The organism is Aeromicrobium sp. Leaf245 (assembly GCF_942548115.1).
Taxonomy (GTDB): domain Bacteria; phylum Actinomycetota; class Actinomycetes; order Propionibacteriales; family Nocardioidaceae; genus Aeromicrobium.
Window position 1 is genome coordinate 2,879,045 of sequence record NZ_OW824151.1, and the last position, 24,574, is coordinate 2,903,618.

At 72.0% G+C, this 24,574-nt stretch carries 27 protein-coding genes; 16 read left to right on the top strand and 11 right to left on the bottom strand.

The window, feature by feature from the left end:
* Window positions 1-18: 18 nt before the first annotated feature.
* A complete protein-coding gene (locus NBW76_RS14100; protein WP_055968649.1) occupies window positions 19-1,338 on the top strand; it encodes a hypothetical protein in 1,320 nt (439 codons plus the stop codon).
* Between the two features lie 65 nt (window positions 1,339-1,403).
* Here NBW76_RS14100 and NBW76_RS14105 read toward each other — a convergent pair whose 3' ends face one another.
* Complete coding sequence (locus NBW76_RS14105) at window positions 1,404-2,792, bottom strand: wax ester/triacylglycerol synthase family O-acyltransferase (protein ID WP_082481144.1); 1,389 nt, start codon at window positions 2,790-2,792, stop codon at window positions 1,404-1,406.
* 113 nt (window positions 2,793-2,905) lie between these two features.
* Between NBW76_RS14105 and NBW76_RS14110 the strand changes: the two genes are divergently transcribed.
* The 5 genes from NBW76_RS14110 (at window position 2,906) to fdhD (ending at window position 8,190) form a co-directional block, all read left to right on the top strand.
* Window positions 2,906-4,003, top strand: coding sequence for an alpha/beta hydrolase (locus tag NBW76_RS14110; protein ID WP_156364641.1), 1,098 nt, complete (start codon window positions 2,906-2,908; stop codon window positions 4,001-4,003).
* A gap of 86 nt (window positions 4,004-4,089) precedes the next feature.
* Complete coding sequence (locus tag NBW76_RS14115) at window positions 4,090-6,531, top strand: FdhF/YdeP family oxidoreductase (RefSeq protein WP_369797018.1); 2,442 nt, start codon at window positions 4,090-4,092, stop codon at window positions 6,529-6,531.
* A 32-nt stretch (window positions 6,532-6,563) separates the two neighbouring features.
* Complete coding sequence (locus NBW76_RS14120) at window positions 6,564-7,103, top strand: molybdenum cofactor guanylyltransferase (protein WP_255353960.1); 540 nt, start codon at window positions 6,564-6,566, stop codon at window positions 7,101-7,103.
* Complete coding sequence (locus tag NBW76_RS14125; RefSeq protein ID WP_082480458.1) at window positions 7,100-7,369, top strand: DUF6457 domain-containing protein; 270 nt, start codon at window positions 7,100-7,102, stop codon at window positions 7,367-7,369. Before NBW76_RS14120 ends, NBW76_RS14125 begins: the two co-directional genes overlap by 4 nt.
* On the top strand, window positions 7,366-8,190 hold the full coding sequence (gene fdhD, locus NBW76_RS14130; RefSeq protein WP_055968656.1) for a formate dehydrogenase accessory sulfurtransferase FdhD: 825 nt from the start codon (window positions 7,366-7,368) through the stop codon (window positions 8,188-8,190). The genes NBW76_RS14125 and fdhD overlap by 4 nt, the downstream gene beginning before the upstream one ends.
* 24 nt (window positions 8,191-8,214) lie before the next feature.
* Here the strand turns inward: fdhD and NBW76_RS14135 are convergent, their stop codons facing one another.
* Complete coding sequence (locus tag NBW76_RS14135) at window positions 8,215-9,744, bottom strand: OFA family MFS transporter (protein ID WP_055968658.1); 1,530 nt, start codon at window positions 9,742-9,744, stop codon at window positions 8,215-8,217.
* A 139-nt stretch (window positions 9,745-9,883) separates the two neighbouring features.
* On the opposite strand from NBW76_RS14135, the gene NBW76_RS14140 reads away from it, so the two are divergent.
* Genes NBW76_RS14140 through NBW76_RS14155 form a run of 4 tightly spaced genes read left to right on the top strand, consistent with a single transcriptional unit; the run spans window position 9,884 to window position 13,270 of the window.
* A complete protein-coding gene (locus NBW76_RS14140) occupies window positions 9,884-11,152 on the top strand; it encodes a magnesium transporter MgtE N-terminal domain-containing protein (protein ID WP_055968661.1) in 1,269 nt (422 codons plus the stop codon).
* 31 nt (window positions 11,153-11,183) lie between these two features.
* Window positions 11,184-11,723, top strand: a complete 540-nt coding sequence (locus tag NBW76_RS14145) for a DUF1003 domain-containing protein (RefSeq protein ID WP_055970175.1) — start codon at window positions 11,184-11,186, stop codon at window positions 11,721-11,723.
* A 40-nt stretch (window positions 11,724-11,763) separates the two neighbouring features.
* Window positions 11,764-12,951, top strand: coding sequence for an Mrp/NBP35 family ATP-binding protein (locus NBW76_RS14150; protein ID WP_369797019.1), 1,188 nt, complete (start codon window positions 11,764-11,766; stop codon window positions 12,949-12,951).
* Between the two features lie 19 nt (window positions 12,952-12,970).
* Window positions 12,971-13,270, top strand: a complete 300-nt coding sequence (locus NBW76_RS14155) for a sec-independent translocase (protein ID WP_235492879.1) — start codon at window positions 12,971-12,973, stop codon at window positions 13,268-13,270.
* A 28-nt stretch (window positions 13,271-13,298) separates the two neighbouring features.
* Here the strand turns inward: NBW76_RS14155 and NBW76_RS14160 are convergent, their stop codons facing one another.
* Window positions 13,299-14,141, bottom strand: coding sequence for an anti-sigma factor (locus NBW76_RS14160; protein WP_056552162.1), 843 nt, complete (start codon window positions 14,139-14,141; stop codon window positions 13,299-13,301).
* Entirely contained in the window at window positions 14,141-14,728 is a 588-nt protein-coding gene (sigE, locus tag NBW76_RS14165; RefSeq protein ID WP_055970178.1) for an RNA polymerase sigma factor SigE, read from the bottom strand. Before sigE ends, NBW76_RS14160 begins: the two co-directional genes overlap by 1 nt.
* A 221-nt stretch (window positions 14,729-14,949) precedes the next feature.
* Here sigE and NBW76_RS14170 point away from each other — a divergent pair, with 221 nt between their 5' ends.
* On the top strand, window positions 14,950-15,579 hold the full coding sequence (locus NBW76_RS14170) for an O-methyltransferase (protein ID WP_055970181.1): 630 nt from the start codon (window positions 14,950-14,952) through the stop codon (window positions 15,577-15,579).
* 9 nt (window positions 15,580-15,588) lie between these two features.
* Here the strand turns inward: NBW76_RS14170 and NBW76_RS14175 are convergent, their stop codons facing one another.
* A complete protein-coding gene (locus NBW76_RS14175; RefSeq protein WP_235492850.1) occupies window positions 15,589-15,918 on the bottom strand; it encodes a hypothetical protein in 330 nt (109 codons plus the stop codon).
* 17 nt (window positions 15,919-15,935) lie between these two features.
* The gene (locus tag NBW76_RS14180) at window positions 15,936-16,097 is read right to left on the bottom strand and encodes a DUF3117 domain-containing protein (protein ID WP_162237311.1); all 162 of its coding nucleotides are present in this window, start codon (window positions 16,095-16,097) and stop codon (window positions 15,936-15,938) included.
* A gap of 153 nt (window positions 16,098-16,250) precedes the next feature.
* Here NBW76_RS14180 and NBW76_RS14185 point away from each other — a divergent pair, with 153 nt between their 5' ends.
* The gene (locus tag NBW76_RS14185) at window positions 16,251-16,853 is read left to right on the top strand and encodes an enoyl-CoA hydratase-related protein (protein ID WP_056552165.1); all 603 of its coding nucleotides are present in this window, start codon (window positions 16,251-16,253) and stop codon (window positions 16,851-16,853) included.
* Window positions 16,854-16,924: 71 nt separating this feature from the next.
* Here NBW76_RS14185 and NBW76_RS14190 read toward each other — a convergent pair whose 3' ends face one another.
* Together NBW76_RS14190 and NBW76_RS14195 are read right to left on the bottom strand one after the other, a co-directional pair.
* Window positions 16,925-17,515, bottom strand: a complete 591-nt coding sequence (locus tag NBW76_RS14190; protein WP_156364643.1) for a hypothetical protein — start codon at window positions 17,513-17,515, stop codon at window positions 16,925-16,927.
* A gap of 83 nt (window positions 17,516-17,598) precedes the next feature.
* Entirely contained in the window at window positions 17,599-18,159 is a 561-nt protein-coding gene (locus tag NBW76_RS14195) for a DNA-3-methyladenine glycosylase I (RefSeq protein ID WP_056552168.1), read from the bottom strand.
* Between the two features lie 38 nt (window positions 18,160-18,197).
* Here NBW76_RS14195 and NBW76_RS14200 point away from each other — a divergent pair, with 38 nt between their 5' ends.
* Together NBW76_RS14200 and NBW76_RS14205 are read left to right on the top strand one after the other, a co-directional pair.
* A complete protein-coding gene (locus tag NBW76_RS14200; RefSeq protein ID WP_082481160.1) occupies window positions 18,198-19,067 on the top strand; it encodes an ion transporter in 870 nt (289 codons plus the stop codon).
* A gap of 83 nt (window positions 19,068-19,150) precedes the next feature.
* Entirely contained in the window at window positions 19,151-19,831 is a 681-nt protein-coding gene (locus NBW76_RS14205) for a hypothetical protein (RefSeq protein ID WP_056552171.1), read from the top strand.
* Here the strand turns inward: NBW76_RS14205 and NBW76_RS14210 are convergent.
* From NBW76_RS14210 to dapE, 3 genes are read right to left on the bottom strand one after another with little or no spacing between them, the layout of a single operon-like run.
* Window positions 19,808-20,638 (bottom strand): TrmH family RNA methyltransferase, encoded by an 831-nt coding sequence (locus tag NBW76_RS14210; RefSeq protein ID WP_056552174.1) that lies wholly within the window; start codon window positions 20,636-20,638, stop codon window positions 19,808-19,810. The genes NBW76_RS14205 and NBW76_RS14210 overlap by 24 nt on opposite strands.
* A 7-nt stretch (window positions 20,639-20,645) precedes the next feature.
* Entirely contained in the window at window positions 20,646-21,365 is a 720-nt protein-coding gene (locus tag NBW76_RS14215) for a TIGR00730 family Rossman fold protein (protein WP_235492851.1), read from the bottom strand.
* The gene (gene dapE, locus NBW76_RS14220; RefSeq protein ID WP_055970185.1) at window positions 21,362-22,423 is read right to left on the bottom strand and encodes a succinyl-diaminopimelate desuccinylase; all 1,062 of its coding nucleotides are present in this window, start codon (window positions 22,421-22,423) and stop codon (window positions 21,362-21,364) included. Before dapE ends, NBW76_RS14215 begins: the two co-directional genes overlap by 4 nt.
* Before the next feature lie 886 nt (window positions 22,424-23,309).
* Here dapE and NBW76_RS14225 point away from each other — a divergent pair.
* Together NBW76_RS14225 and NBW76_RS14230 are read left to right on the top strand one after the other, a co-directional pair.
* Complete coding sequence (locus NBW76_RS14225) at window positions 23,310-24,002, top strand: SDR family oxidoreductase (protein ID WP_056552176.1); 693 nt, start codon at window positions 23,310-23,312, stop codon at window positions 24,000-24,002.
* Between the two features lie 18 nt (window positions 24,003-24,020).
* Window positions 24,021-24,551, top strand: coding sequence for a DinB family protein (locus NBW76_RS14230; RefSeq protein ID WP_055968689.1), 531 nt, complete (start codon window positions 24,021-24,023; stop codon window positions 24,549-24,551).
* Window positions 24,552-24,574 lie beyond the last annotated feature (23 nt).

Sequence of the window (24,574 nt, forward strand, 5' to 3'; positions counted from 1 at the left end):
ACCTGACAGGCCCTCGACATGTTCCTTCGCACCCGCCGCTCCGAGCGCGGCCAAGGCTCCCTCGAGCTCGTCGGCGTCATCGTGCTCGCCTCGATCCTCGTGCTCGCGACCACGGGCACGATCGTCCAGACCAGCCCGCAGCTCAAGGCCGAGGTGTCCTACCGGATCTGCCAGATCCTGAACATCGCCGGCGGCGGTGACTGCGAGCCGCCGCGCGAGACCCCCACACCCGAGGAGCGCATCCCCGACGCCCCGTGCGTGGTGGGCTCGGACAAGGGCAGCGTCAAGGTCACCGGGTCCTTCATCGTGACCGTCGCCGTCGGCAAGGAGCTGCTCGTCGAGGAGCTGTCCGACGGGACGTACCGCGTCTCCGAGGTCGACCTCGGCAAGGTCGGGATCGGCGTGGGGCCCGGCATCGACGTCAGCGTGACCCTCGACGGCAAGAAGTACGGCGCCGTCGCCTCGGCCACCGCCGAGGCCCTCCTCGCCGGGCGGACCGGTCGGACCTGGTACGCCGACGACGAGGCGGGGGTCGACGACATCCTCAACGGGCTCCTGGCCGACCAGATCAAGGACTCCGTCGCCCCCGAGATCCCCGGTCCGGCCGACGTCCCGGGCATCAACAAGATCCCCATCCTGGGCGACATCGAGGGCCCGCCCAACCCGCTGAACAGCCTGCTCGACCAGTTCGTCGACGGCGTGCCCGACGCCGACGAGGAGTTCGTGGAGGGTGGCATCGAGGGCAACGCGTCGGCCTCGGCGTCGAACATCGTCGTCGGCGCCGGGGTGCGGGTCGAGGCCGGCGCCTACCTCGGCGCGAAGACCACCCCCGACGGCTACGTGGCCTACTACCGCAGCTCCGTCAAGGGTGACGCCTTCGGCACCTTCACCGGGGTCGACGCCTCGGCCACGGCATCGGGCGACGGTCTCTACGCACTCAACATGGACGAGGACGGCAAGCCCGAGAGCGTCACGCTCACCATGGGCGTGTCCTACGGCGCCGACGCCGGCGACATCGCCTCCAACTCCGACGACCAGACCTACAAGGAGTACCAGGCCACCGTGCCGCTGACGGGCGACCCGCTCCAGGACGCCCCGATCCTGGCGGCTCTGACGGGCAACCCGCTGGCGACGAGCAACTTCATCAACGCCGCCCGCGACTTCGGCACGATGACGGAGAACACCTACTCCCAGGACCCGAACACCTACGGCATCAACATCAGCGGCGAGCTGCTGGGCGAGATCGGCGGCTCCGCGGAGGTGGACTTCACCAACCGCGAGCTCACGGACTCGAAGTACTGGGACGGCTCTCAGTTCGTCGACCGCCCGGACTGCTGACCCGGACCGGACCGGTCACCCGCCGACGGGCCGTCCTCCCCGAGACCCGGGAGGACGGCCCCCGGTCAGCCCCAGGCCGTCTCGAGCTCGGCGAGCGACGTCTCGAGGTGGGTGAGCAGACGCTGCAGGTGCGGCACGCTTCGTCGGCACCCGATGATGCCGAAGTCCAGGTAGCGGTCCCGGCTGCACAGCGTCACGTTGATGGCCTGCCCGTCCAGCACGATCGAGACCGGGTACATGCCGTCGAGCTTGGCGCCGTTGTAGTACATCGGGCTCGTCGGCCCGGGCACGTTGGAGATCACGACGTTGAACGGCGGGTGCGTGTACCGGACGAAGCCGGGCACGGGCGTGAGGGCCAACGGCGCCATCTGCAGGGCGGAGAAGGCGAGGATCTGCGTCGGGGACAGGCCACCGAGGATCTTCTTGGCCCGCTTGGACGAGTAGGCGATCTCCTCCAGGCGGGTCGCACCGTTCTCGACGTCGGTGGCCAGGTTCACCACGATCACGCCGACCGAGTTGCCGGTCGCCTCCTCGGTCGACCCGGCCGACTCGGCCCGCAGCGCCAGGGAGACGGGAACCATGGCGGTCATCGGGTCGTCGGGCAGGGCGTTCTGCTCGAGCAGGTACTCCCTGAGCGCACCGGCCACCATCGCCAGCACGACGTCGTTGAGCGTGGTGGCGGAGGACTTGGCGACCCGTTTGATCCGTTCGATCTCCCACGACTGGGCCGCGAACCGACGTGCACCACCCACCGGACCGTTGAGGATGGTCTTGGGCGCTCGCGGCAGGGTGACGTCGCCCTCGCGGACGATCTGGTTGACGATCCGCATCGAGGCCGGCAGGAGCCCGGCCACGTCCTCGGCCACCGCCAGACCGCCCCGGAGCACGCCGAGGGGGTCGGGCAGCCGTCGGGACACCTCCGTGGTCGGCCGCTGCCGGGACGGGAGGGCCCACGGCGGCACGCAGTCGCGCCGCTCCGGGTCCTCGCTGAGGGAGCGCTGCATGAGCCGCAGCGCCGAGACGCCGTCGACCATCGAGTGGTGGACCTTGCTGTACACGGCGAACCGGCCGTCCTCCAGGCCCTCGACCACGTGCGTCTCCCACAGCGGGCGGTGCCGGTCCAGGAGCGACCCGTGCCAGCGTGACGTGAGCTGGAGCAGCTCGCGGATCCGCCCCGGCGGCGGGACCGCCGAGTGACGGACGTGGTACTCCAGGTCGATGACGTCGTCCTGCGCCCACCACGTCTGGCCCACGAGGCCGACGGGCTCGGCAGGCCTCTTGCGGAACGTCGGCGAGATGTGGTCGACCGAGCGGAACCCCTCGACGAGGTCGCGCACGAACTCCGGGCCGGCGCCCTCCGGGGGCTGGAACAGCTGCAGCCCACCGACGTGCATGGGGTGCTCACGGGACTCCGCCAGCAGGAACATCGAGTCCGTGGGGGGCATGAAGGGCATGCGATCAATCTCCTGCGGCAGAGGAAGGGCTGCCGCTAAGGTAACGACCTCGTGTGGCGCAGGTCACCGGGTGTGACATATTCGTGAACACTGCATGACGACGGGAGAGTCACATGGGGAGCACCACGGATCGCCGATCCGCTCGAGCCGGGGCCGTGGGCCACCTGTCGTTGGCGGCCGAGGCTCGGTTCGTCGAGGGCGCGAGCCTGCAGTCCCAGGTCCTCGGTCTGGGCCTGCGGCACACGGTCCGCCCGCTCCTCGACCTGTGGACGCGCCTGCCGTTCGACCTCTTCCCGCCCAACCTGCTGGAGCACGCCGCTCGGCTCCTGCCGGTGCAGGAGGGGACGAGCTGGCGCACGGTCGACCTCGCGCGCTGCGGCAGCGAGCTGGTGCTCGCGCGGGACGTGCGCGACATCCACGGCGGCAACCCCAAGGTGATCCTGTACTTCCACGGCGGCGCGTTCCTCACCTGCGGGCTGAACACGCACCGCCGACTCGTCTCGCGCATCTCAGACGCGTCCGGCCAGCCGGTGCTCAACGTCGGCTACCGCCAGATGCCCTACGAGCCGATCGCCGAGTCGGTCGCCGACGGCGTCGACGCGTTCCGCTGGCTGCTCGACCAGGGCTACCGTGCCGAGGACGTCACCATCACCGGCGACTCCGCCGGCGGCTACCTGGCCTTCAGCGTGGCTCGCGCCGTGCTCGACGCCGGTCTGGGCCGCCCCGCGGGCGTGGTGGCCATCTCGCCCCTGCTCGACGTCGACGCCACCCGCAAGCGCCAGCACCGCAACGCCGACCGCTGCCAGACCTTCCCGCTGCGTGCCCTCGAGAAGTTCACCGAGGTCTCGCTGCGCATGGACACGCGCCGCGGCATCCACGGACAGCGGACCTGCCCGGTCGACATGCCCCTCGAGGACATGCCACCGGCCCTCATCCAGATCGGGTCCCGCGAGATCCTGCTCGCCGACGCCGAGCACATGGCCGCACGGCTGGTGCAGGCCGGCGTTCCCGTCGACCTGCAGGTCTGGGACCGCCAGGTGCACGTCTTCCAGGCTGCCGCGTCGTGGGTGCCGGAGGCACGGGCGGCGATCGAGGAGATCGGCGACTTCGTCACCGGCCTCAGCGCGCAGCAGGCTCAGGCCCCGGAGCAGGACACCGTCGCCGCGCCTCGGCGACGCAGCAGCCGGCGCACCGGCGTCGCCGCCGTCTGAGCGGCGCCCTCCCCACACGCGAGGCGGCTCCGACCCCGAGCGGGTACGGTCGAAGGTGACCGCCGCCACGCATCGGGAGGACCACCGTGAGCACTTCTTCGTCCACGCCGCACGCACCCGGAGCAGGTGACGCGCAGGTCGTCGCGGGCTTCGGCGTCCAGGACGAGAGCGGCCTGGAGGTCCACGCCCCCAAGGACGCCGCCGCCGGCGTCACGGCCGTCCGGGTCTCGATGGAGCGCGCCCTGTCCCACATGGGGCCGAAGCGCACCGGGCAGACCCTGCTCAAGCTCAACCAGGCCGACGGCTTCGACTGCATGTCGTGCGCCTGGCCCGACCCCGACCCCGACGAGCGCCACGCCGCGGAGTTCTGCGAGAACGGCGCCAAGGCCGTCGCCGAGGAGGCCACCCGGGCCCGGGCCACGCCGGAGTTCTTCGCCCGGCACTCCATCGCCGACCTCGACGCCCACGACGAGTACTGGCTCGGCCAGCAGGGCCGGATCACCCACCCCATGGTCAAGCGACCGGGCGGCACGCACTACGAGCAGATCGGGTGGGACGACGCGTTCGCGCTCGTCGCGCAGCACCTGACGGGACTCGACTCCCCCGACGAGGCGATCTTCTACACGTCCGGTCGCGCGTCGAACGAGTCCGCCTTCGTGTACCAGCTGTTCATCCGTGCCTTCGGCACGAACAACCTGCCCGACTGCTCGAACATGTGCCACGAGTCGACCAGCGTGGCGCTCGCCGAGTCCATCGGCATCGGCAAGGGCAGCGTCAGCCTGCGCGACATCTACGACGCCGAGCTCATCGTCATCGCCGGCCAGAACCCGGGCACGAACCACCCGCGCATGCTGTCGGCGCTGGAGATCGCCAAGCGACGTGGCGCCAAGATCATCTCGATCAACCCGCTCCGCGAGGCCGGCCTGGTCAACTTCCGCAACCCGCAGAAGCCGCGCGGCGTCGTGGGTCGCGGCACGCCGATCGCCGACCTGCACCTGCCGATCCGCATCAACGGCGACCTCGCCCTCTTCCAGGCCATCGGCCACCTGCTCGAGCAGTGGGGGGCGGTCGACAGCGCCTTCGTCGAGCAGTACACCGCCGGCTACGACGCCTGGGCCGAGCACGTCCGCGCGCTGGACTGGGACGTCGTCGCCGCCGCGACCGGTCTGTCGCGGGAGCAGATCGAGGAGGCGGCGCGCATGATCGCCGACTCCGACGCCACCATCTACTGCTGGGCCATGGGTCTCACGCAGCACCGCAACGCCGTGGCGACCATCAAGGAGGTCGTCAACCTCGCGCTGGTGCGCGGCGACATCGGCAAGCGAGGTGCGGGCGTCTGCCCCGTGCGAGGTCACTCCAACGTGCAGGGCGACCGCACGATGGGCATCTGGGAGAAGGCACCCGACCACTTCCTCGACGCGCTCCAGGCCGAGTTCGGCTTCGACCCGCCCCGCGAGCACGGCTACGACACCGTCGACGCCGTCCGCGCGCTGCGTGACGGCAAGGCGAGGGTGTTCATGGGCCTCGGGGGCAACTTCGTCCACGCGGTCTCCGACACCGACGTCGCCGCCGAGGCGCTGCGCAAGGCCGAGCTGACCGTGCACGTGTCGACGAAGATCAACCGGTCCCACCTCACGCACGGCGAGACCGCCCTCATCCTGCCGACCCTGGGGCGCACGGAGATCGACGTGCGTGCGTCGGGTCCTCAGTTCGTGACCGTCGAGGACTCCATGTCGTCGGTGCACGCCTCGCGCGGCCCCCTCGAGCCGGCGAGCCCCGAGCTGCGCTCGGAGACCGCGATCGTCTGCGGCATCGCCCGGGCCACGCTGCGCCAGGACGACGGGAGCGACGTGCACGGCATCGACTGGGACGCGATGGCCGAGGACTACGGCATCATCCGCGGACACATCTCACGCGTCGTGCCGGGCTGCGAGGACTACGAGCGCAAGGTGGACCGGCCGGGCGGCTTCGTGCTCCCCCACCCGCCCCGGGACTCGCGCACGTTCCGCACCACGAGCGGCAAGGGCGAGATCGCGGTGTCGCCGATCGAGGTGCTCCACGTGCCCGACGGCCACCTGCTGCTGCAGACCCTGCGCAGCCACGACCAGTTCAACACCACGATCTACGGGCTCAGCGACCGTTACCGCGGCATCGAGGACGCGCGCCGCGTGGTCATGGTGCACCCCGACGACGTGGCCGCGCTCGGGTGGAACGAGGGCGACGTCGTCGACCTCGTCACTCACTGGGAGGACGACGACGTCGACCGCGTGGCGCCCGGGTTCCGCATCGTCTCCTACGACACCCCGCGCGGCACGGCGGCGGCCTACTACCCGGAGACCAACCCGTTGGTGCCGCTCGACTCGGTGGCCGAGCACAGCAACACCCCGACCTCGAAGTCCGTGGTCATCCGGCTCGTCCCTCCCTCGGCGACACGTGACGGCGAGGGCGCGGACGGCACGCAGGACGCGACCGAGAGCGACACCGAGCACCGGTCCCGTCCCAACCCGGAGCCCTTGCACCTCTCGTGACGGGCGCACCGAGGTCCGCCGTCGGGGCGGTCGTGCTGGCCGGTGGCACCAGTCGGCGGTGGGACGGGACCGATAAGACGCGCGCCGTGGTCGACGGACGGGCCCTGCTGGACCACGCGCTCGCCGCCCTGCCGACGGAGGCGGCCGTGGTGGTCGTCGGCCCGGAGCGGCCCACGCCGCGACCCGTGCGGTGGACCCGCGAGGAGCCGGCCGGCGCCGGTCCTGCGGCCGGCCTCCAGGCCGGGCTGCGGGCTCTTCCCGACGACCTCCCCGTGGTGGTGCTGGCGGCCGACCTGCCCCGCGCGGCCGCGCTCGTCGACACCTTGCTCTCTGCCCCGCTCGGCGGGGGCGCGCGTGTCCTCGCCGACGAGAGCGGCCGGGCGCACTGGACGTCGGCCCTGCTCTCCCCCGACGCCGCACGCACCGTGAGGGACCTTCCTGACCTCGCGGACGCGTCGCTGCACAGCGTGTTCGCACACCTCGACGTGACCCTTGCGCCCGCACCGGCGGGAGCGACCCACGACCTCGACACCCCCGACGACCTCAGGACCCTCCAGGAGGACCGACCGTGAGCGACCGCGACGAGACGATGCAGACCTGGTGGCACGCCCTGTGCGCCGAGCTGGGCGTGGACGACCCCGGGACCGACGTGACGCAGGTGCTGGACCTGGCGGCTGTCGCCGCGCACGCCGTCGTGCGTCCCGCCGCGCCCCTGACGACCTTCCTCGTCGGGTACGCCGCTGGCCTGGCCGGTGGTGGCACCGACGCGGTGCAGCGTGCGACGGATCGGGCCGCGGCCCTCGCGGAGGTCTCGGCGACGACCGAGGACCCGGCATGACCAAGCCCGTGCAGCGCCGCCGGATCCTGCGGGTGGAGGTGGGCGTGGGCGCCACGCCCCGCCACGACTCCCTCGCGGCCGAGGAGCCGCTCGAGATCCGCGTGGGTGGCACGTCGTTCGCCGTCACCATGCGCACGCCCGGCCACGACTTCGACCTCGTCGCCGGCTTCCTCGTCTCCGAGGGTGTCGTCACGAGCCCGGCCGACCTGCGCACGATGATCTACTGCGCGCCGGACCTCGACGAGAACACCTACAACGTCATCGATGTGGGCGTCACCGGTGCCGGCGGGGTCGTGGCGGCCAGCCGCGAGCGGAACGTCTACACGTCCAGCTCGTGCGGGGTGTGCGGGCTCGCCTCCATCGACGCCGTGGCCACGACCTCCGCCTTCGACGTGTCGGCCGACGCCGTGCGGGTCGAGGCGAAGGTGCTCGGCGCCCTTCCCGACCTGCTGCGCGACCAGCAGGCGGTGTTCGAGCGCACGGGTGGGCTGCACGCGGCCGGACTCTTCTCGTCCACCGGCGAGGCCCTCGCGGTGCGCGAGGACGTGGGGCGCCACAACGCCGTCGACAAGGTGGTCGGCCAGGCGCTCCGCGAGGATCGCCTGCCCCTGACCGGCTCGGTGCTGCAGGTGTCGGGCCGGGCGTCGTTCGAGCTCGTGCAGAAGGCCGCGATGGCCGGCGTCCCCGTGCTGGCCGCGGTGAGTGCACCCTCCTCGCTCGCCGTCGACCTCGCGGACCGGCTCGGCGTGACCCTCGTCGGCTTCTCCCGTGGCACGACGTTCAACGTGTACACCCACCCCGAGCGCGTCGTCGTCGACTGACACGCTCGGTGCGGGTGCACCGGGTCAGAACAGCGCCGCTGCCTTGACCACCGTCTCGTACACGCCGTAGGCCAGCGGCACCCCGACCACGAGCCAGGCCACGACGGCCAGCGGCGTGACGCCCTCGGCCGTCGTGTCGTCAGCGGCCGGGGCCGTCGCCACGGCCGGGTCGGTCGGCTCCGTGCGGCTGCCCTCGTCCTTGGGCTCGTGGAACCGCGAGGCGACCGGGCGCACGAGCAGGTTGGCCACGAAGCCCACCACCAGCACGCCGACCATGGTGAGCAGCGCCGGGCGGTAGTCGGCCGCAGTCAAGGCGCCCGGCTCGCCCCGCGCGTCGAGGAACCCGTTGATGATGAGCGGGCCTGCCACGCCGGCCGCCGACCACGCGGTGAGCAGGCGCCCATGGATGGCACCCACCTGGAACGTGCCGAAGAGGTCGCGCAGGTAGGCCGGGATCGTGGCGAACCCGCCGCCGTAGAAGCTGAGGATGCCGCCGGCCAGGACGACGAACAGCACCGTCGAGGTCGACCCACCGAGTGCCAGCGTCGCGTAGAGCACGATGCCTAGACCGAGGTAGAGCATGTAGATGTTCTTGCGCCCCACGATGTCGGACGTGGACGACCAGATGAACCGACCGGCCATGTTGCACAGCGAGAGGAAGCCGACGAAGCCCGCGGCCGCAGCAGCAGCCACGCTCGACTCCTCGCCCTCGCGGAAGAAGTCCTGGATCATCGGCGCGGCCTGCTCGAGGATGCCGATGCCCGCGGTGACGTTGCAGAACAGGACGATCCACAGCAGCCAGAACTGCGGCGTGCGGACCGCGTTGTTCGCCGACACGCTCTCGGTGGTGACGAGGGCCTTCTTCTTCACGGTGGACGGGTCGAAGCCCCGCGGGACCCACCCGTCGGCCGGGACCTTCACCAGCCAGGCCCCGAAGAGCATGACGACCAGGTAGCCCAGGCCGAGCGTCACGAACAGCAGGGCCACCGCCCGCCCCGACGCGATGCCGGACGCGGTGTCGTAGGCCGAGTCGTACCAGCCGAGGAGCGTGCTGGACACAGGGCTCGCGATCATCGCGCCGCCACCGAAGCCCATGATCGCCATTCCGGTGGCCAGGCCCGGGCGGTCCGGGAACCACTTGATGAGCGTGGAGACCGGCGAGATGTAGCCGATGCCCAGGCCGATGCCGCCGAGCACGCCGTACCCGAGGTAGAGCAGCCACAGCTGGCTGGTCGCGATGCCGAGCGCCCCCACCAGGAATCCCGCCGACCAGCAGGTCGCGGCGGCGACCATGGCGCGACGGGGACCGCCGGAGTCGACCCAGGTGCCGAACACGGCCGCCGAGACACCGAGCATGACGATCGCGATCGAGAAGACGATGCCGATCGCGGTGAGGCTGGTGTCGAAGTGCTGCACGAGCGAGGCCTTGTAGACGCTCGTCGCGTAGACCTGCCCGATGCACAGGTGCACCGCCAGGGCAGCCGGTGGGATCAGCCACCGGTTGAATCCGGGTCCGGCGACGGTGCGCTCGCGGTCGAGGAAGTGCGTGGACATGGTCCCCCTAGGTCGATCTCACGGGCGCGGCGGCGACCCGTGTGACGTGCGTCTCGCAGGATACGAGACACGGCGACGTCGCGCGCGCCCACCGCCCCACGGGGCCCGACCGTTCCCCGGCTCGCACTAGGCTGGGCGGGTGAGCTCCAGCCCCGGTCGCATCTTCCTGTCCCGCATCGTCGGGCAGGAGGTCTTCGACCCCGCGGGCGACCAGGTCGGCAAGCTGCGCGACGTCGTGGTGGCCGTGCGCTCCGCCCGCCAGCGACCCCGTGTGGTGGGCCTGGTCGTGGAGGTCCTGGGGCGGCGTCGGGTCTTCCTGCCGATCGGGCGGGTCACGTCGCTCGACTCGGGACAGATCATCACGACCGGCGTGCTCAACGTCCGCCGCTTCGAGAAGCGCAGCAGCGAGACCCTCGCCATCCACGAGCTCCTCGACCGCACGGTGTCCCTGCCCGACCAGCGCGGCGGCACGGTCTACGACCTGGCCATGGAGCAGGACACCCGGCGCGACTGGTTCATCGGCACCGTCGCCGTGCAGGAGACGGGCAAGCGCTTCGGTCGGCGCGGTGCCACCCACGTGGTCGACTGGGACGAGGTCACCGGGCTGGTGGGCGAGGAGGCCTCCCAGGGCGCGACCCACCTGCTCGCGACGATGGACGAGATGCGGCCGGCCGACCTCGCGAACGCCCTGCTCGACCTTCCTGCCAAGCGGCGCACCGAGATCGTGGGCGAGCTGGTGGACGAGCGGCTCGCCGACGTCCTCGAGGAGCTTCCCGACACCGTCCAGGTGGAGATCCTGGGGGTGCTCGATCCCGAGCGCGCCGCCGACGTGCTCGAGGAGATGGACCCCGACGACGCCGCCGACCTGCTCGGCGAGCTGCCGACGGCCACGTCGGAGCAGCTGCTGGCCCTCATGGAGCCCGAGGACGCCGACGACGTCCGCCGACTGCTGGTCTACGAGGACCGGACGGCCGGCGGCATGATGACCACCGAACCGGTCATCCTTCCGCCCGACGCCACGATCGCCGAGGCGCTCGCCCGGGTCCGTGAGCCCGAGATCGGTCCGGCCCTGGCCTCGATGGTCTACGTGTGCCGGCCCCCCGTCGAGACGCCCACCGGCCGCTTCCTCGGGATCGTGCACGTGCAGGCGCTGCTGCGCGAACCGCCGTCGACCCTCGTCGGCGGGCTCGCCGACAACGACATCGACTGGCCCCGACCCGACGCGACGCTCGAGCAGGTCGCCAGCCTGCTGGCCTCCTACGACATGCTCGCGCTGCCCGTGGTCGACGAGAACAACCACCTCATCGGGGCCGTCACCATCGACGACGTGCTCGACCACCTGCTTCCCGAGGGCTGGCGCGAGCGTGATCCGAGCCCACGTCCGGCGGAGGTGACCACCCGTGGCTGAGCGCTCCGACGGCCGACGCCGACGCCCCGAGATCGGGCGCTCCCGCGGCGACCGCGACCAGGCCCGCCAGGAGCGGGCGCGGCTCGACCAGCCCCGCGACCGTCGTCGCTCCCTGCGCCCGAGGTCGGGCGACACCGACCGGTTCGGCCGCTTCGCGGAGACCTTCGCCCGGTTCATGGGCACGGCCAAGTTCCTCATCTGGATGACGCTGCTCATCATCATCTGGGTGGTCTGGAACGTCCCGTGGGGTCCGGACCGTCCACGCTGGGACGAGTACCCGTTCATCTTCCTGACCCTCATGCTGTCGCTGCAGGCGTCCTACGCCGCGCCGCTGATCCTGCTGGCGCAGAACCGCCAGGAGGCCCGCGACCGCGTGCAGCAGGAGCAGGACCGGCACGCCACCGCGCAGTCCCACGCCGACATGGAGTTCCTGGCCCGCGAGGTCGCGAGCCTGCGTCTCGGCCTCGGTGAGGTCGCCACCCGCGACTTCCTGCGATCGGAGCTGCGCGACCTCCTGGAGTCGCTGCAGACCCCGCCCGACGACGAGGACGGCGAGCCGACCGAGCAGTGAGGCTCGCCTGCGGGACCGGGACGCAGGTCCCGCCCGTACGATGGGGCCCATGGCATCCGTCACCGACGAGTCCGTCACCGAGGAGCGGGTCCGCGAGGCCCTCGGCAGCGTGATCGACCCCGAGATCAAGCGTCCCGTCACCGAGCTCGGCATGGTCGACACGATCACGATCGACGACACGTCGATCACCGTGCGCATCCTGCTGACCGTCTCGGGCTGCCCCCTCAAGGAGACGCTCACCCGTGACACCACGGAGGCCGTCCAGAAGGTGGCCCCCCAGCACACCGTGCACGTGGACCTCGGCGTCATGACCGACGAGCAGCGCAAGAGCATGCGCGAGATGCTGCGCGGCGGCCAGGCCGAGCGCGAGATCCCCTTCGCCCAGGCCGGCTCGCTCACCAAGGTCTACGCGATCGCGTCGGGCAAGGGCGGCGTCGGCAAGTCCTCCGTCACCGTCAACCTGGCCGTGGCGATGGCGCAGCGCGGACTGAAGGTCGGCATCGTCGACGCCGACATCTACGGCCACTCGATCCCCGACATGATGGGCGTCGGCGACCGTCGCCCCACCCAGGTCGACGACATGATCCTCCCGGTGCCGGTCGCGGTCCCCGGCTCCCCGGACGCGCCCGACGTCAAGGTCATGAGCATCGGCATGCTCAAGCCCAAGCGTGACCAGGTGGTCGCGTGGCGCGGACCCATGCTCGACCGTGCGCTCGTGCAGATGCTGAGCGACGTGTTCTGGGGCGACCTCGACGCCCTGCTGCTCGACCTGCCCCCGGGCACCGGTGACATGGCCATCAGCCTCGGCCAGCACCTCTCCAACGCCGAGGTCGTCGTGGTCACCACGCCGCAGCAGGCGGCCGCCCAGGTCGCTGAGCGGGCCGGGACGATGGCCTCGATGATGCACCAGCGCGTGGTCGGCGTCATCGAGAACATGTCGTACCTGCTCACGCCCGCGGGCGAGCGGCTCGAGGTCTTCGGCAGCGGCGGCGCCGAGACCGTCGCACGCACCCTCGGCCAGCGGCTCGGCCACGACGTGCCCGTGCTCGGCAAGGTGCCGCTCGAGGAGCAGCTGCGCATCGGCGGCGACGACGGCCTGCCGATCGTCGCCACCCACCCCGACAGCGAGTCCGCGAAGATCCTGCTGCAGGTGGCCGACTCCCTCACCGGCCGTTCGCGCGGCCTGGCCGGGATGCAGCTCGGTCTCGCGCCCGTCGGTCGACTCTGAGGAACCGGCCGTGTTCGGGATGGGCTGGCCGGAGATCGGCCTGATCCTCGTGGTCGGCCTGCTGCTGTTCGGACCCGACAAGCTCCCGGGCATGGCCAAGCAGGCGGCTCAGATGGTGCGCACCGTGCGGCGGATGGCCGACAACGCCAAGAACGACCTCGGGCGCGAGCTGGGCCAGGACTTCTCCGACGTCGACCTGCGCAGCCTCGACCCCCGCGACGTGGTGCGGCGCCACCTCCTCGAGGAGTCCGAGACGCCCACCCGCGACCGGATCCTGCGTCCCGGCGAGCGGCCGCCGCACGACGACGAGGCGACCTGAGGGCCCTCACCGGTCGTCGTGGGAGCCGTCAGGCGGAGATCCAGGTCGTGACGCGGCTGAGGCCGTCGCCCAGGCGCTGACGCAGCCCGGGCTCGCCGAGCGGAGCGGGCAGGTCGCGCAGGGCCGGCGCCAGCCGGTCGTCACCCACGTCGGTCACGATCGTGTAGACCACGCCGTCCGCGTCCCACGTGACGATGCGCTCGCGGGGCGTCTCCCGCACCCACACCGGCCGGTCGGCGAGCCGACGAGGCTCGAAGCCCTGCAGGCCGTCGGTGTCGAGCGCGCCGTTCTGCTCGTGCAGGACCAGGCGGTGCAGGCCGTCGGTGTAGGTCAGCGAGACCGCTCCCTCGTCCTGCAGACGTCCCTCGACGCGCTCGAGGTCGTCACCCAGCTGACCGTGGCACGGCCAGCCGTTGGCGGTCAGGTCCTCCATGACCGCGGCGGTCATGACGTCGTTCCCGGCCATCGGGTCCGCACCGTGGAAGTCGGCTGCGTAGGTCTCGACGGGCGGCAACACCTCGTCGCCGATGCCACGGGCGCTCCCACCGGCGAGGTAGGCCGCCAGCGCCACGGCGAGGGAGGCGCCCACGAGCACGCCCGCCGCCCCGAGGGTGCTCGACCGCACGATCCGGGCCCAGGCGCTGGGCGCCGGAGGAGGCGGGGACGCCGGCACGGAGCTGAGCGAGGCGAGCAGCGACGCCGGAGGTCGCACGTCGGCGGACACCTGCATGCGTCGCTTGAGCTGGCGCTGCTGCGCCACCGCCTCGCGGCACCGCTCGCAGGACTGGACGTGACGCGCCGCGACCTCCGTGGCATCGGGCGAGAGCTGCCCGTCCACGAAGGCGGCGACGTCGGCGTCCAGATGGGCCATCAGGCTCCCACGGCTCCGAGGAAGCGGGTCCGGCCGGCGGTCGGGGCGCGGTGGGCGAGGGCGTGCCGCAGCTGCGTACGACCCCGGTGGATGCGCGAGCGGACCGTGCCGATCTTGACGCCCAGCACGTCGGCGATCTCCTCGTAGGACAGTCCCTCCACGTCGCACAGCACCACGGCGACGCGGAACTCCTCGGTGAGCGACGAGAGCGCGGCCTCGATGTCGGGGTCGAAGGCGGCGTCGTGCACGACCGACTCGGGTCGCTGCTCGCGCCCCTCCAGCCGCTCCTCGGCACCCTCGCTGAAGCCGTCCATGCGCAGCTTGCTCGTCCGACGCACCCGGTCGAGGAACAGGTTGGTCGTGATGCGGTGGATCCAGCCGTTGAAGTTGCCCGGCTCGTACCGGTCCAGCGAGCGGAACACACGGATGAAGACGTCCTGGGTGAGGTCCTCGGCGTCGTGGCGGTTGCCGGTGAGTCGGTACGCCAGGCGGTACACGCGGGCGGAGTGCTCCTCGACGATGGTCTCCCACGCGGTGTCGGCGTCCGTCGAGCCCTCGCCCGTCCGGGCGTCGCGCTCAGCGGTCATGACCTGCGTGCTCACGTCTTCTTCCTTCATGCATCGATCGTCGTGCCGTCTCCTGAGAGAACGCCCAGAGGACGCTGACGGTTCCCTCTCGATCATGGCGCATCCTGGGCCCCGGCACGACACGGCGAGCCCCGGGGCACGCAACGCCGCCAACCGTGACGACCTCACTATGCTGGCCCCACAGCCGCCGGACCCCCGGCACGCGCCACCGAGGAGTCATCATCACCAGCGAAGCCAGCCTCAGCTACGTCGAGGGCTACCTGAGCGAGGACGACCACCTCGCCGACGCGCGCCGCCGAGCCGACGAGGTGGGCGTGAGCCCGATCGGGGCGGCCGGTGGGGCGACGCTGCGCTTCCTGGCGTCCGTGCTGGATGCGCGTGCCGTGGCCGAGGTCGGCACGGGCACCGGCGTGTCCGGACTCTGGCTCCTGCGCGGCATGGCCGACGACGGTGTGCTCACCTCGGTGGACCTCGAGGCGGAGCACCAGCGTCACGCCCGGCAGGTCTTCACCCAGGCCGGCGTCGCGCCGCAGCGCTTCCGGCTGATCGCCGGGTCGGCGCTCGACGTCATGCCCCGCCTCACCGACGAGGGCTACGACCTGGTCTTCGTCGACGGCGACAAGGTCGAGTACGGCGAGTACCTGGAGCAGTCACTGCGCCTCGTGCGCGTGGGCGGCGTCGTGGTCTTCGACAACGCGCTCTGGCACGACCGCGTGGCCGACCCCGAGCGCCGCGACGCCGAGACCGTCGCGATCCGCGAGCTGCTCACGCAGGCCGCGGTCGACGAGCGGCTCGTGCCGGCCCTGCTCCCGGTGGGCGACGGCCTGCTGGCCGTGCGCCGCGTGGCCTGAGCGCCCGGCTCAGCGCTCGAAGGCCGGGGCCGAACGGAAGCCGGCGGGCCCCCGCACCACCGCGACGATCTCGCACGCCTCGATGAGCTCGGGCGGGCTGCCGATGATGCGGCTGCCCGGGAGGTCGGCGGCACCGGACTCCATGTCGGCCTGGAACGCGGCACGTGCCTCGGCGTTCACGAACACGTACGTGCCCTCGAACCACTCGCCCTCGCGGGCGCGCCAGGACTTGAACCGCAGGCCGTCGAGCCCCGCGAAGCGGGCGAAGCTGACGTCCTCGATGTACGCGCGCAGCTGCGCGAGGGTGTCCTCGGGTGCGCCGGTCAAGGACCAGCGCATCGTCAGACCGAACAAGCTCAGACGGCCTTGAGCGCGTCGCCGAGCGTCTCGGCTTCCTCGTTGTTCAGCTCGACCACGAGACGTCCACCGCCCTCGAGCGGGACCCGCATGACGATGCAGCGGCCCTCCTTGGTGACTTCCATCGGTCCGTCACCAGTACGAGGCTTCATGGCCGCCATGGGTTCCCCTTCCATTCGGTGACCGCCTTCCGGTCGCCTCAGGTTCCTATTATCTCTCATGCCCCCTCATCACTTCCAACCGGTGCGAAGGACGACGTGAGCACTCCAGGTCAGGACCACGACAGCACGGCGCAGCACCCCTCCGCTCCGGGCGTGACGAGGGTCGACCTGCGCACCCGGTCCGCCCCGGAGGCGGGCGCGCTCGGGTCCGGATCGGCCGCTCGACGTGTACGTGACGCGCTCACCACGCCCGGTGTCCGCTGCCTGCTGCTCGTGCTCGACGAATCCTCCGGCGGGCTGGACGACGACGCGGTCCTGGCCGTGGCCGATGCCTCGGTGCCGGTGGTGGCGGCCCTCCTGGGGACGATCGACGGGCACGCCTCGGCCCTGGCGCTGGCCGCCGACCTGCGCGTGGCCGCGGCCGACGCCACCGTGCGGGTGGAGCCACTCGTGGGCGGCACGAGCGTCACCCTCCCGGGCGCCGTGGGCGACGCGACGGCACGCCTGCTCCTGCTCGCACCGCGAGCCGTCACCGCGGTCGACGCTCGACGGATCGGCTTGGTGCACGAGGTCCACGAACGCGACCGGGTGCCGGCTGCGGCCGCGACGCTGGCCGCGGCAGTGGCCGACCGCGCGGGCCGCGGCGCTGCGGTGCTGCGGGCCTTGTCGCCCGAGGGAGCGGGCGCGCGCGTGGCACGGGCCGTCGAGAACGAGGCTCGCCTGCGTGGCGTGGTGGCCCTTCACCCTCAGGACTGAGCCGAACGGGCCCGACCAGTCGAACCGGGGCCGGCTGCTGCCGCCGCGGGGCCGGTCCGGGAACCGAGGGGTCAGGCGAGCCTGCGCTGCTCCTCGGCCTGCTGCTGCCAGGCCAGCAGCTCGGTGCGGGCCTCGAGCTCCGCGCTTTGGCTCGCCGCCAGCTCGTCGCGCAGGCGGCGCACCTCGGCGCGGGTGCCGAGCAGCGAGTCGCGCGTCTGCTGGAGCTCACCGTCGAGCGCGTCGGCGCGCCGTGCGGCGGCGACGTGCTCGGCCTCGGCCCGGGCGAGGGCCGCCTCTGCCTCGGCGATCTGCGCGGCCAGGTCCTCGATGCGGGTGTCGCGCACCTGCACCTTCTCGGCCATGGTGTCGGCGAAGGAGACCTGCTCGCGCTTGCGACGGGCGGCCTCGCGGCTCTGCTCGTGGGCGGTGACCGCGCGGTCACGGGCCCAGTCGCGACGCACCTGCGCGGTCTCGTTGGTCAGGAGCCGGGCGGCGACGGAGCAGACCGTCACGGCATAGGCGACCGCGACCGCGAGAGCGGCGACGGTCGCGACCACGATCGCCGCCGTGCCGGCGACGAGGGCGGACACGATGAGGACGACGGCAGCGAGGGTGCGCACGGAACGGCGGCTGCGTCGAGCGGCGGAGCGGGGGGTGGTCATGGCGAAAGGCTAGATCTCCCAGCCCCGTCGGCGCGGGAGCCACACCGTGACGCAGGAGACGGATGTGACAGGAGTGGTAAGCGTCAGGACCGTCGTGCGACGCACCCGACGAGGTGGTCGTCGACCATGCCGGTGGCCTGCATGAGGGCGTAGGCCGTGGTGGGACCGACGAACGTGAAGCCGCGACGCTTCAGCTCCCGCGCGAGCGCGGTGGACTCCGGCGACGTCGCGGGCACGTCGTCGACCGAGCGGGGCGCGACGTGGTCGTCGGGCGCGAACGACCACACGAGGTCGCTCAGGCTCTCGCCCAGCTCGAGGGTGGCGCGGGCGTTGGAGATGGTGGCCTCGACCTTGGCGCGGTTGCGCACGATGCCGGCGTCGGTGAGCAGCCGCTCCACGTCGGAGTCGTCGAACCGGGAGACCAGCGCGGGCACGAACCCGACGAAGGCGGCCCGGAACGCCTCGCGCTTGCGCAGGATCAGCGACCACGACAGCCCGGCCTGGAAGGCCTCCAGGCTGAGTCGCTCGAACATGGCTCGGTCACCGCGCAGCTCGCGGCCCCACTCCTCGTCGTGGTAGCGCTGCAGGGCCACGTCGCTGGCCCAGGGACAGCGCTCGATCTCGTCGGGTCCGGTGACCGTCATCCCCCGATCCTGCCAGGCGCCACGGACACACCGATACGATGAGCCGCTCGCCGACGTCGTCGTCGCCGCACTCCCCTCGCCACTCCTTCACCGCCCGGAGCCCGACCGTGACCCCCACCCGCGCCCGCGTGCTCGCCCTCGTCGAGTCGTCCCGCTTCCAGTGGTTCATCATCGCGGTGATCGTGGTGAACGCCGCGGTGCTGGGCCTCGAGACCTCCCCGCAGCTCGTGCGCGAGGCCGGCTGGCTCGCCCCGCTCGGCTGGGTGACCGTGGCGGTCTTCGTGGTCGAGATCGGTCTGCGGATCTTCGCCCATCGCGGCGCGTTCTTCCGTGACGGCTGGAGCCTGTTCGACCTGTTCGTGGTGGCGGTCGCGCTCATCCCCGCCTCGGGTGCCTTCGGCGTCCTGCGCGTCCTGCGCGTCCTGCGGGTGCTGCGTCTGCTGTCGGCCGTGCGGTCCATGCGTCGCGTGGTCGCGGCCCTCGTGGCCACACTCCCGGGCATGGTCTCCATCGGCGCCCTGCTCGTCATGCTCGTCTACGTGTCGGGCGTCGTCTCGACGCAGCTGTTCAGCACCACGGACCCCGAGCACTTCGGGGACCTCCCGACCTCGCTGCTGAGCCTGTTCCAGGTGATGACGGGCGACGACTGGGCGAACGTGATCCGTCCCGTCACGGACGCCCACCCTGCCTCGTGGGTCTTCTTCATCGCCTACATCCTCATCTCGACCTACATCGTGCTGAACCTGTTCATCGCCGTGGCCGTGGAGGCGCTGGAGATGCAGAACGAGGACGACAAGCGCGAGATCGTGGACGAGGTCGAGGAGAGCGAGCGCCTGGTGCTGGACGCGGTCACCGAGCTGCGCGCCGAGGTAGCCGCTCTCCGCGAGGAGCTCGGCCGCAGTAGGTGAGAGCACTGCTCTTGATCTTCGGGTCCCCGTGCTGCACGATGGGCCGAGAGAGCACTGCTCACAGTTCGTGACGTGGAGGACCCATGCGCACCCCGACCGACCCGCTCGACGACCGTCGTCTCCGTGCGGCTGCCCTGCTCGTGGCGGGCGCCGCTCTACTGGTCTATCCCCTGCTCCGTGGCCACGCGGTCGAGGACGGCCGGGCCGCGGCCGAGCTCTACGCACGTCCGGCCTGGCTCTGGGCCCACGTGCTCGCCATGGTCGGCTTCGTGCTCGTCGCCTGGGCCCTCGCGGCGGTCGACCGCACGGCTCACCGGGCCGCGGTGGCCGGCACGACGCTACTGCTCCCCTACTACGGGGCCGAGGCGTACGGCCTGCACGCGGTGGGCCGGCGCGTGCTCGAGACCGGCGACGAGACCGTTCTCTCGGCCACGACGGGCGCGGCCGACCTGTTCCGCTACGAGCCGGTGGCGATGACGCTGTTCGCTCTGGGCTGGGGCGCGCTGCTCGTCGCGGCCGTGCGGCTCGGGATCCTCGCGACCCGCGCGAGCGGGCTCACCCGTGCGGGCCTCGCCCTCACGGCCGTCGCGCTCGCCACCTACCTCCCCCAGTTCTTCCTCCCGGGTGGTGGCCGCGTCGCGCACGGCACCGTCGCCGCGGCGGGGCTCGTCCTCCTCGCCGTGTCGCTCACGCGCGACGGCGGGGACGTGGGCTCGGCGGACGGCGGCGGACGACCGACGTCAGCGTCGCCGACGCTGGCGTGAGGCCTCGTAGAGCACGACGGAGGTGGCGTTGGCGGCGTTGAGCGACGAGGCGGTCCCGGTCATCGGGATGTGCACGACCAGGTCGCACGCCTCCCGCCACGCACTCGACAGGCCGCGGGTCTCGTTGCCCGTCACGACCACGGTCGGGCCGGTCAGGTCGGCGTCGGCCAGCTCGACCTCACCGTGCTCGTCGGTGCCCACGACCGCGACGTGGCCCAGGTCGCGACGCGCCGCCTCGACCCACGCGAGCACCTCGCGGGGGGACCCGAGGCGCACCGTCGGAACCGTCAACGCCGACCCGGTGGACGCCCGCACCGCTCTCGGCTCGTACGGGTCGCACGCATGACCACACACCACGAGACCGGTGCCGCCGAACGCGTCGACCGACCGGGCGATGCTGCCGACGTTGCCCGGGCTCGACGGTCGGTCGAGCACCACCGTGAGCAGGTCCGCCGGGACCGGGAGCCGCGCGACGTCGTCGGCGGGCTGGACGACCACCAGCACGACCTCGGGTCGGTCCTGCTCCTGCTCGGCGAGCTCGGCCAGCAGCTCCGCCGACAGCTCGTAGGCCGTGGCGCCGGACGCGACGGCGCGGGAGACCACGTCCTGGGCCCACTGCGACGGGCTCGGCCGGTCGTCGTGGAGCACGGCGTCGACGACCAGGCCGGAGCGGCCCACCGCGTCGAGCGCCACCGTCACCGGGCGCACGCCCTGCACGAGCATCCGACCGAGCTGGTGACGCTTGCGCCGGTTGCCCAGCAGCGCCTCCCACTGCTGGAAGGCGGCGTTGCGCGAGGTGACCCTCACTTCGCCGCTACTCGGAGGCGACGGCGTCGAAGTGGGCGACCGCCTCGTCGACGTCGTCGGTGAGCAGCACGAGGTCGAGGTCGGCCTCGTTGATCTTGCCGTCGGGCAGCATCGTGTCGCGGAGCCAGTCGATGAGGCCCTGCCAGTAGGCGGTGCCGAAGAGCACGATCGGGAACGTCGTGATCTTGCCCGTCTGCGAGAGCGTCAGCGCCTCGAACAGCTCGTCGAGCGTGCCGAACCCGCCCGGCATGACGATGTAGCCCTGGGCGTACTTGACGAACATCGTCTTGCGCACGAAGAAGTAGCGGAAGTTGATGCCCAGGTCGACCCACTCGTTGAGTCCCTGCTCGTGCGGGAGCTCGATGCCGAGGCCCACCGACACGCCGCCGCAGTCGCTGGCCCCGCGGTTGGCGGCCTCCATGGCACCGGGTCCACCACCGGTGATGACGGCGTAGCCGCGACTGCAGAGCTTCTCGGCGACCTCGCGGGCCTTCTCGTACATCGGGTCGTCGGGCTTGGTGCGCGCCGAGCCGAACACGGCGACGGCCGGACCCAGCTCGGAGAGGGCGCCGAAGCCCTCCACGAACTCGGCCTGGATGCGCAGCACGCGCCACGGATCGGTGTGCACCCAGTCCGTGGGTCCGCGCGAGTCGAGCAGACGCTGGTCGGTGGTGCTGGTGGGGATGCGGTCGCGACGCAGACGCACCGGACCCTTCTGGTAGCTCATGCGGTCAGCCATCTCGTGAGGGCGTCCTCGACGGTGCGCAGGTGCGCGACGGGGACGTGTTCGTCCTGCTTGTGGGCGTAGATCGGGTCGCCGGGGCCGAAGTTGACCGCGGGGATCCCGAGCTGCGTGAACTGGGCGACGTCGGTCCAGCCGAACTTGGGACGGGGCTCCGCGCCGACCGCCGCGACGAACGCGGCTGCCGCCGGGTGGTCGAGCCCGGGCATCGCGCCGGGGGCGGAGTCGGTGACCGTGAGCTCGAAGCCCTCGAACACCTCCGCGAGGTGGGCCAGCGCGTCGGCCTCGCTGCGGTCGGGGGCGAAGCGGTAGTTGACCGTGACGGTGGCCAGGTCGGGCACCACGTTGCCGGAGACGCCCCCACTGATCGCCACGGCGTTGAGGCCCTCGCGGTACTCGAGCCCGTCGATGACCACGCGGCGGGGCTCGTAGTCGCGCAGCCGGACGAGCAGCTCGGCGGCGTCGTGGATGGCGTTGTGCCCCATCCAGGAGCGCGCCGAGTGGGAGCGCTCGCCGCGGGTGACGACGTCGACGCGGATCGTGCCCTGGCAGCCGGCCTCGACCGAGGCGACCGACGGCTCCATGAGGATCGCGAAGTCACCCTCGAGCAGCTCGGGGCGCTCCCGGGCGACGCGGCCGAGACCGTTGTACTTCGCGGCGATCTCCTCGGCGTCGTAGAACACGTAGGTCACGTCGCGGTTCGGGTCGGGCAACCCGGCGGCGAGCCGCAGCGCGACCGCCACGCCGCCCTTCATGTCGCAGGTGCCGAGACCCCAGAGGGTGTCGCCGTCGAGCCGGGTCGGGAAGTTGCCGTTCGCCGGCACGGTGTCGAGGTGCCCCGCGATGACGACCCGCTCGTCCCGGCCGAGGTCGGTGCGCGCCACGAGCGTGTGGCCGTCGCGCACGACGGTGAGGTGCGAGGCCGCGTCGAGCACGGCGGCGACGGCGTCGGCGATCTCCGCCTCCTGGAGGCTCTCCGAGGCGATGTCGCAGAGGTCGGCCGTCAGCTGGACGACGTCGCGCGAGGGGTCGAGGACGGCCATGTCGACCACTCTAGGTCTCACTCCCCCGGGTGCCCGTCACCCGGCCCGGGCGATGCGGATGTGTCGTCAGGTGCGGCGGGCGTGGCCGATCTCGTGGGTGCTGCTGCGTCGCTGTGGTGGGCTTCGCGTGGTGCTGCGTCGCTGTGGTGGGGCTTCGCGTGGTGCTGCGTCGCTGCGGTGGGGCTTCGCGTGGTGGTGCGTCGCTGCGGTGGGGTTTCGCGTGTGCTGCGTCGCTCGGCTGGGCGTTCGCTCGCTGCTGCGTCGCTGTGGCTACGAGTGGGCGTGGTCTCCGAGAGGGCCTCGACCGCAGCAGGGGGGGTCTCGGCTCGGGTGGGTCTGCGGGGCGCGGCCACGATTCTCCCTCTGCGCGGGATCCACGCACGATTCTTCCTTCGCGTGGACCGTGTCACGCGAAGGAAGCATGGTGGCGACGAGAAGAGGCCCCCCACGGGCAGGGATTCTCCCTTCTCGTGGACCGTCCCACGCAAAGGAAGAATCTCTGCCCATCCGCCGCGCACCGGCGCCCCAGCGGACCCAGGATTCTGCCTTCGCGCGCAGAACCCCGAACGATGCTGCGTTCCGCACCGGATCCCGTAGCGAAGGCAGCATCCTTCGCCCCCTCACGCACGAACGCAAAATCCTGCGTCACCCCCGGCCACGCTCCGAGAGCCCGACCGACCCCGGACCCCTCCGCCGGTCGAGGCCCTTTCGGGGAGCAGGTCGACTCGCAGCCACAGCAACGCAGCCGCACGAGAAGACCCCGCCGGAGCAGCGCAGCCGCAGGACAAGACTCAGCCGCAGTAGCGCAGCAGCAACACCAGACCCAGCCACCTGAAGCACCACGACTCACGTTGCGGCTCCCCCGGGCGTGGGTAGCGTCCCGAGCATGGAGCTCACCGACGTCCGTGCCCTCGTCGTGGGTGCCACCGGAGCCCTCGGCGGCGGCATCGCCCGCGCCCTGCACGAGGCCGGCGCCTCCCTGGCGGTCACGGGGCGTGACGCCGACCGGCTCGCGGCGATCGGCGAGGAGCTCGACGCTCCCACGTTCGTGCTCGACGTCGTCGACGTCGAGCGCGCGGCGGCGACGGTGCGGCAGGCCGTCGACGCACTCGGCGGGCTCGACGTCCTGGTCGTGGCCACCGGCGTCCCGGCGTTCGGTCCGGCAGTGGATGCCGACCCCGTCGTGGTCGAGGAGCTGTTCGCCGTGAACACGCTCGGCGCCACCGGCGTCGTGCGCGCCGCGCTCCCCCACCTCGACGGTGGCGTCGCCGTCGTGCTGTCCGCGATCCTGGCCGACGCCCCCACCGCAGGCATGGCCGACTACTCGGCGGCCAAGACGGCGTTGTCGGCCTGGCTCACCGTCGCGCGCCGCGAGCACCGGCGGAGCACGCGCATCGTCGACGTCCGTCCGCCGCACCTCGACACCGACCTCGCGTCCCACGCACTCGCCGGTGACCCGCCGCGCCTGCCGGAGCCACTGCCGGCCACCGACGTGGTCGACGCCGTGCTGCGGGCGATCGACGACGACAAGGCCACGGAGGTCGTGTGGGACCGGCGCGACGGGCTGGTCGTGCGCTGACGCAGTAGCGTCGTGGACATGAGCCTCGACCCCGTCACGACCGACCTCCTGGACGACGCCTTCGGACGCGTCCGCGAGCTCGTGGAGCAGCAGTGCTCCGACCTCGACGAGTCCACGGCGACGTTCCAGGTCGACGACGGCGCCAACACGCCCGTCTGGCTGCTCTGGCACCTCGCCCGCGTGCAGGACGACCACGTGGCCGCCCTGGCCGACGTGCCGCAGGCGTGGGACACGTGGGCCGAGCGGTTCGCTCCCCACCTCGGCGACGGCATCGAGCACGGTGACATCGGGTACGGCCACGACCTCGACCAGGTGCTCTCGGTCCGACCTCCCGCCGAGCTGGTCGACGCGTACCACGCGGACGTCCACGCGCTCACGCGTCGCTACCTCCGGACGCTGGACGCCACCGAGCTGGCGCGCGTGGTCGACGAGCGCTGGGACCCGCCCGTCACCGCGTCGGCGCGCCTCGTGAGCGTGCTGGGCGACACCCTGCAGCACCTGGGCCAGGTCGCGTTCGTGGTCGGCGTGGCGCAGCGACGCTCCAGCTGACCGGTCTCCCCCGATCGTGGACC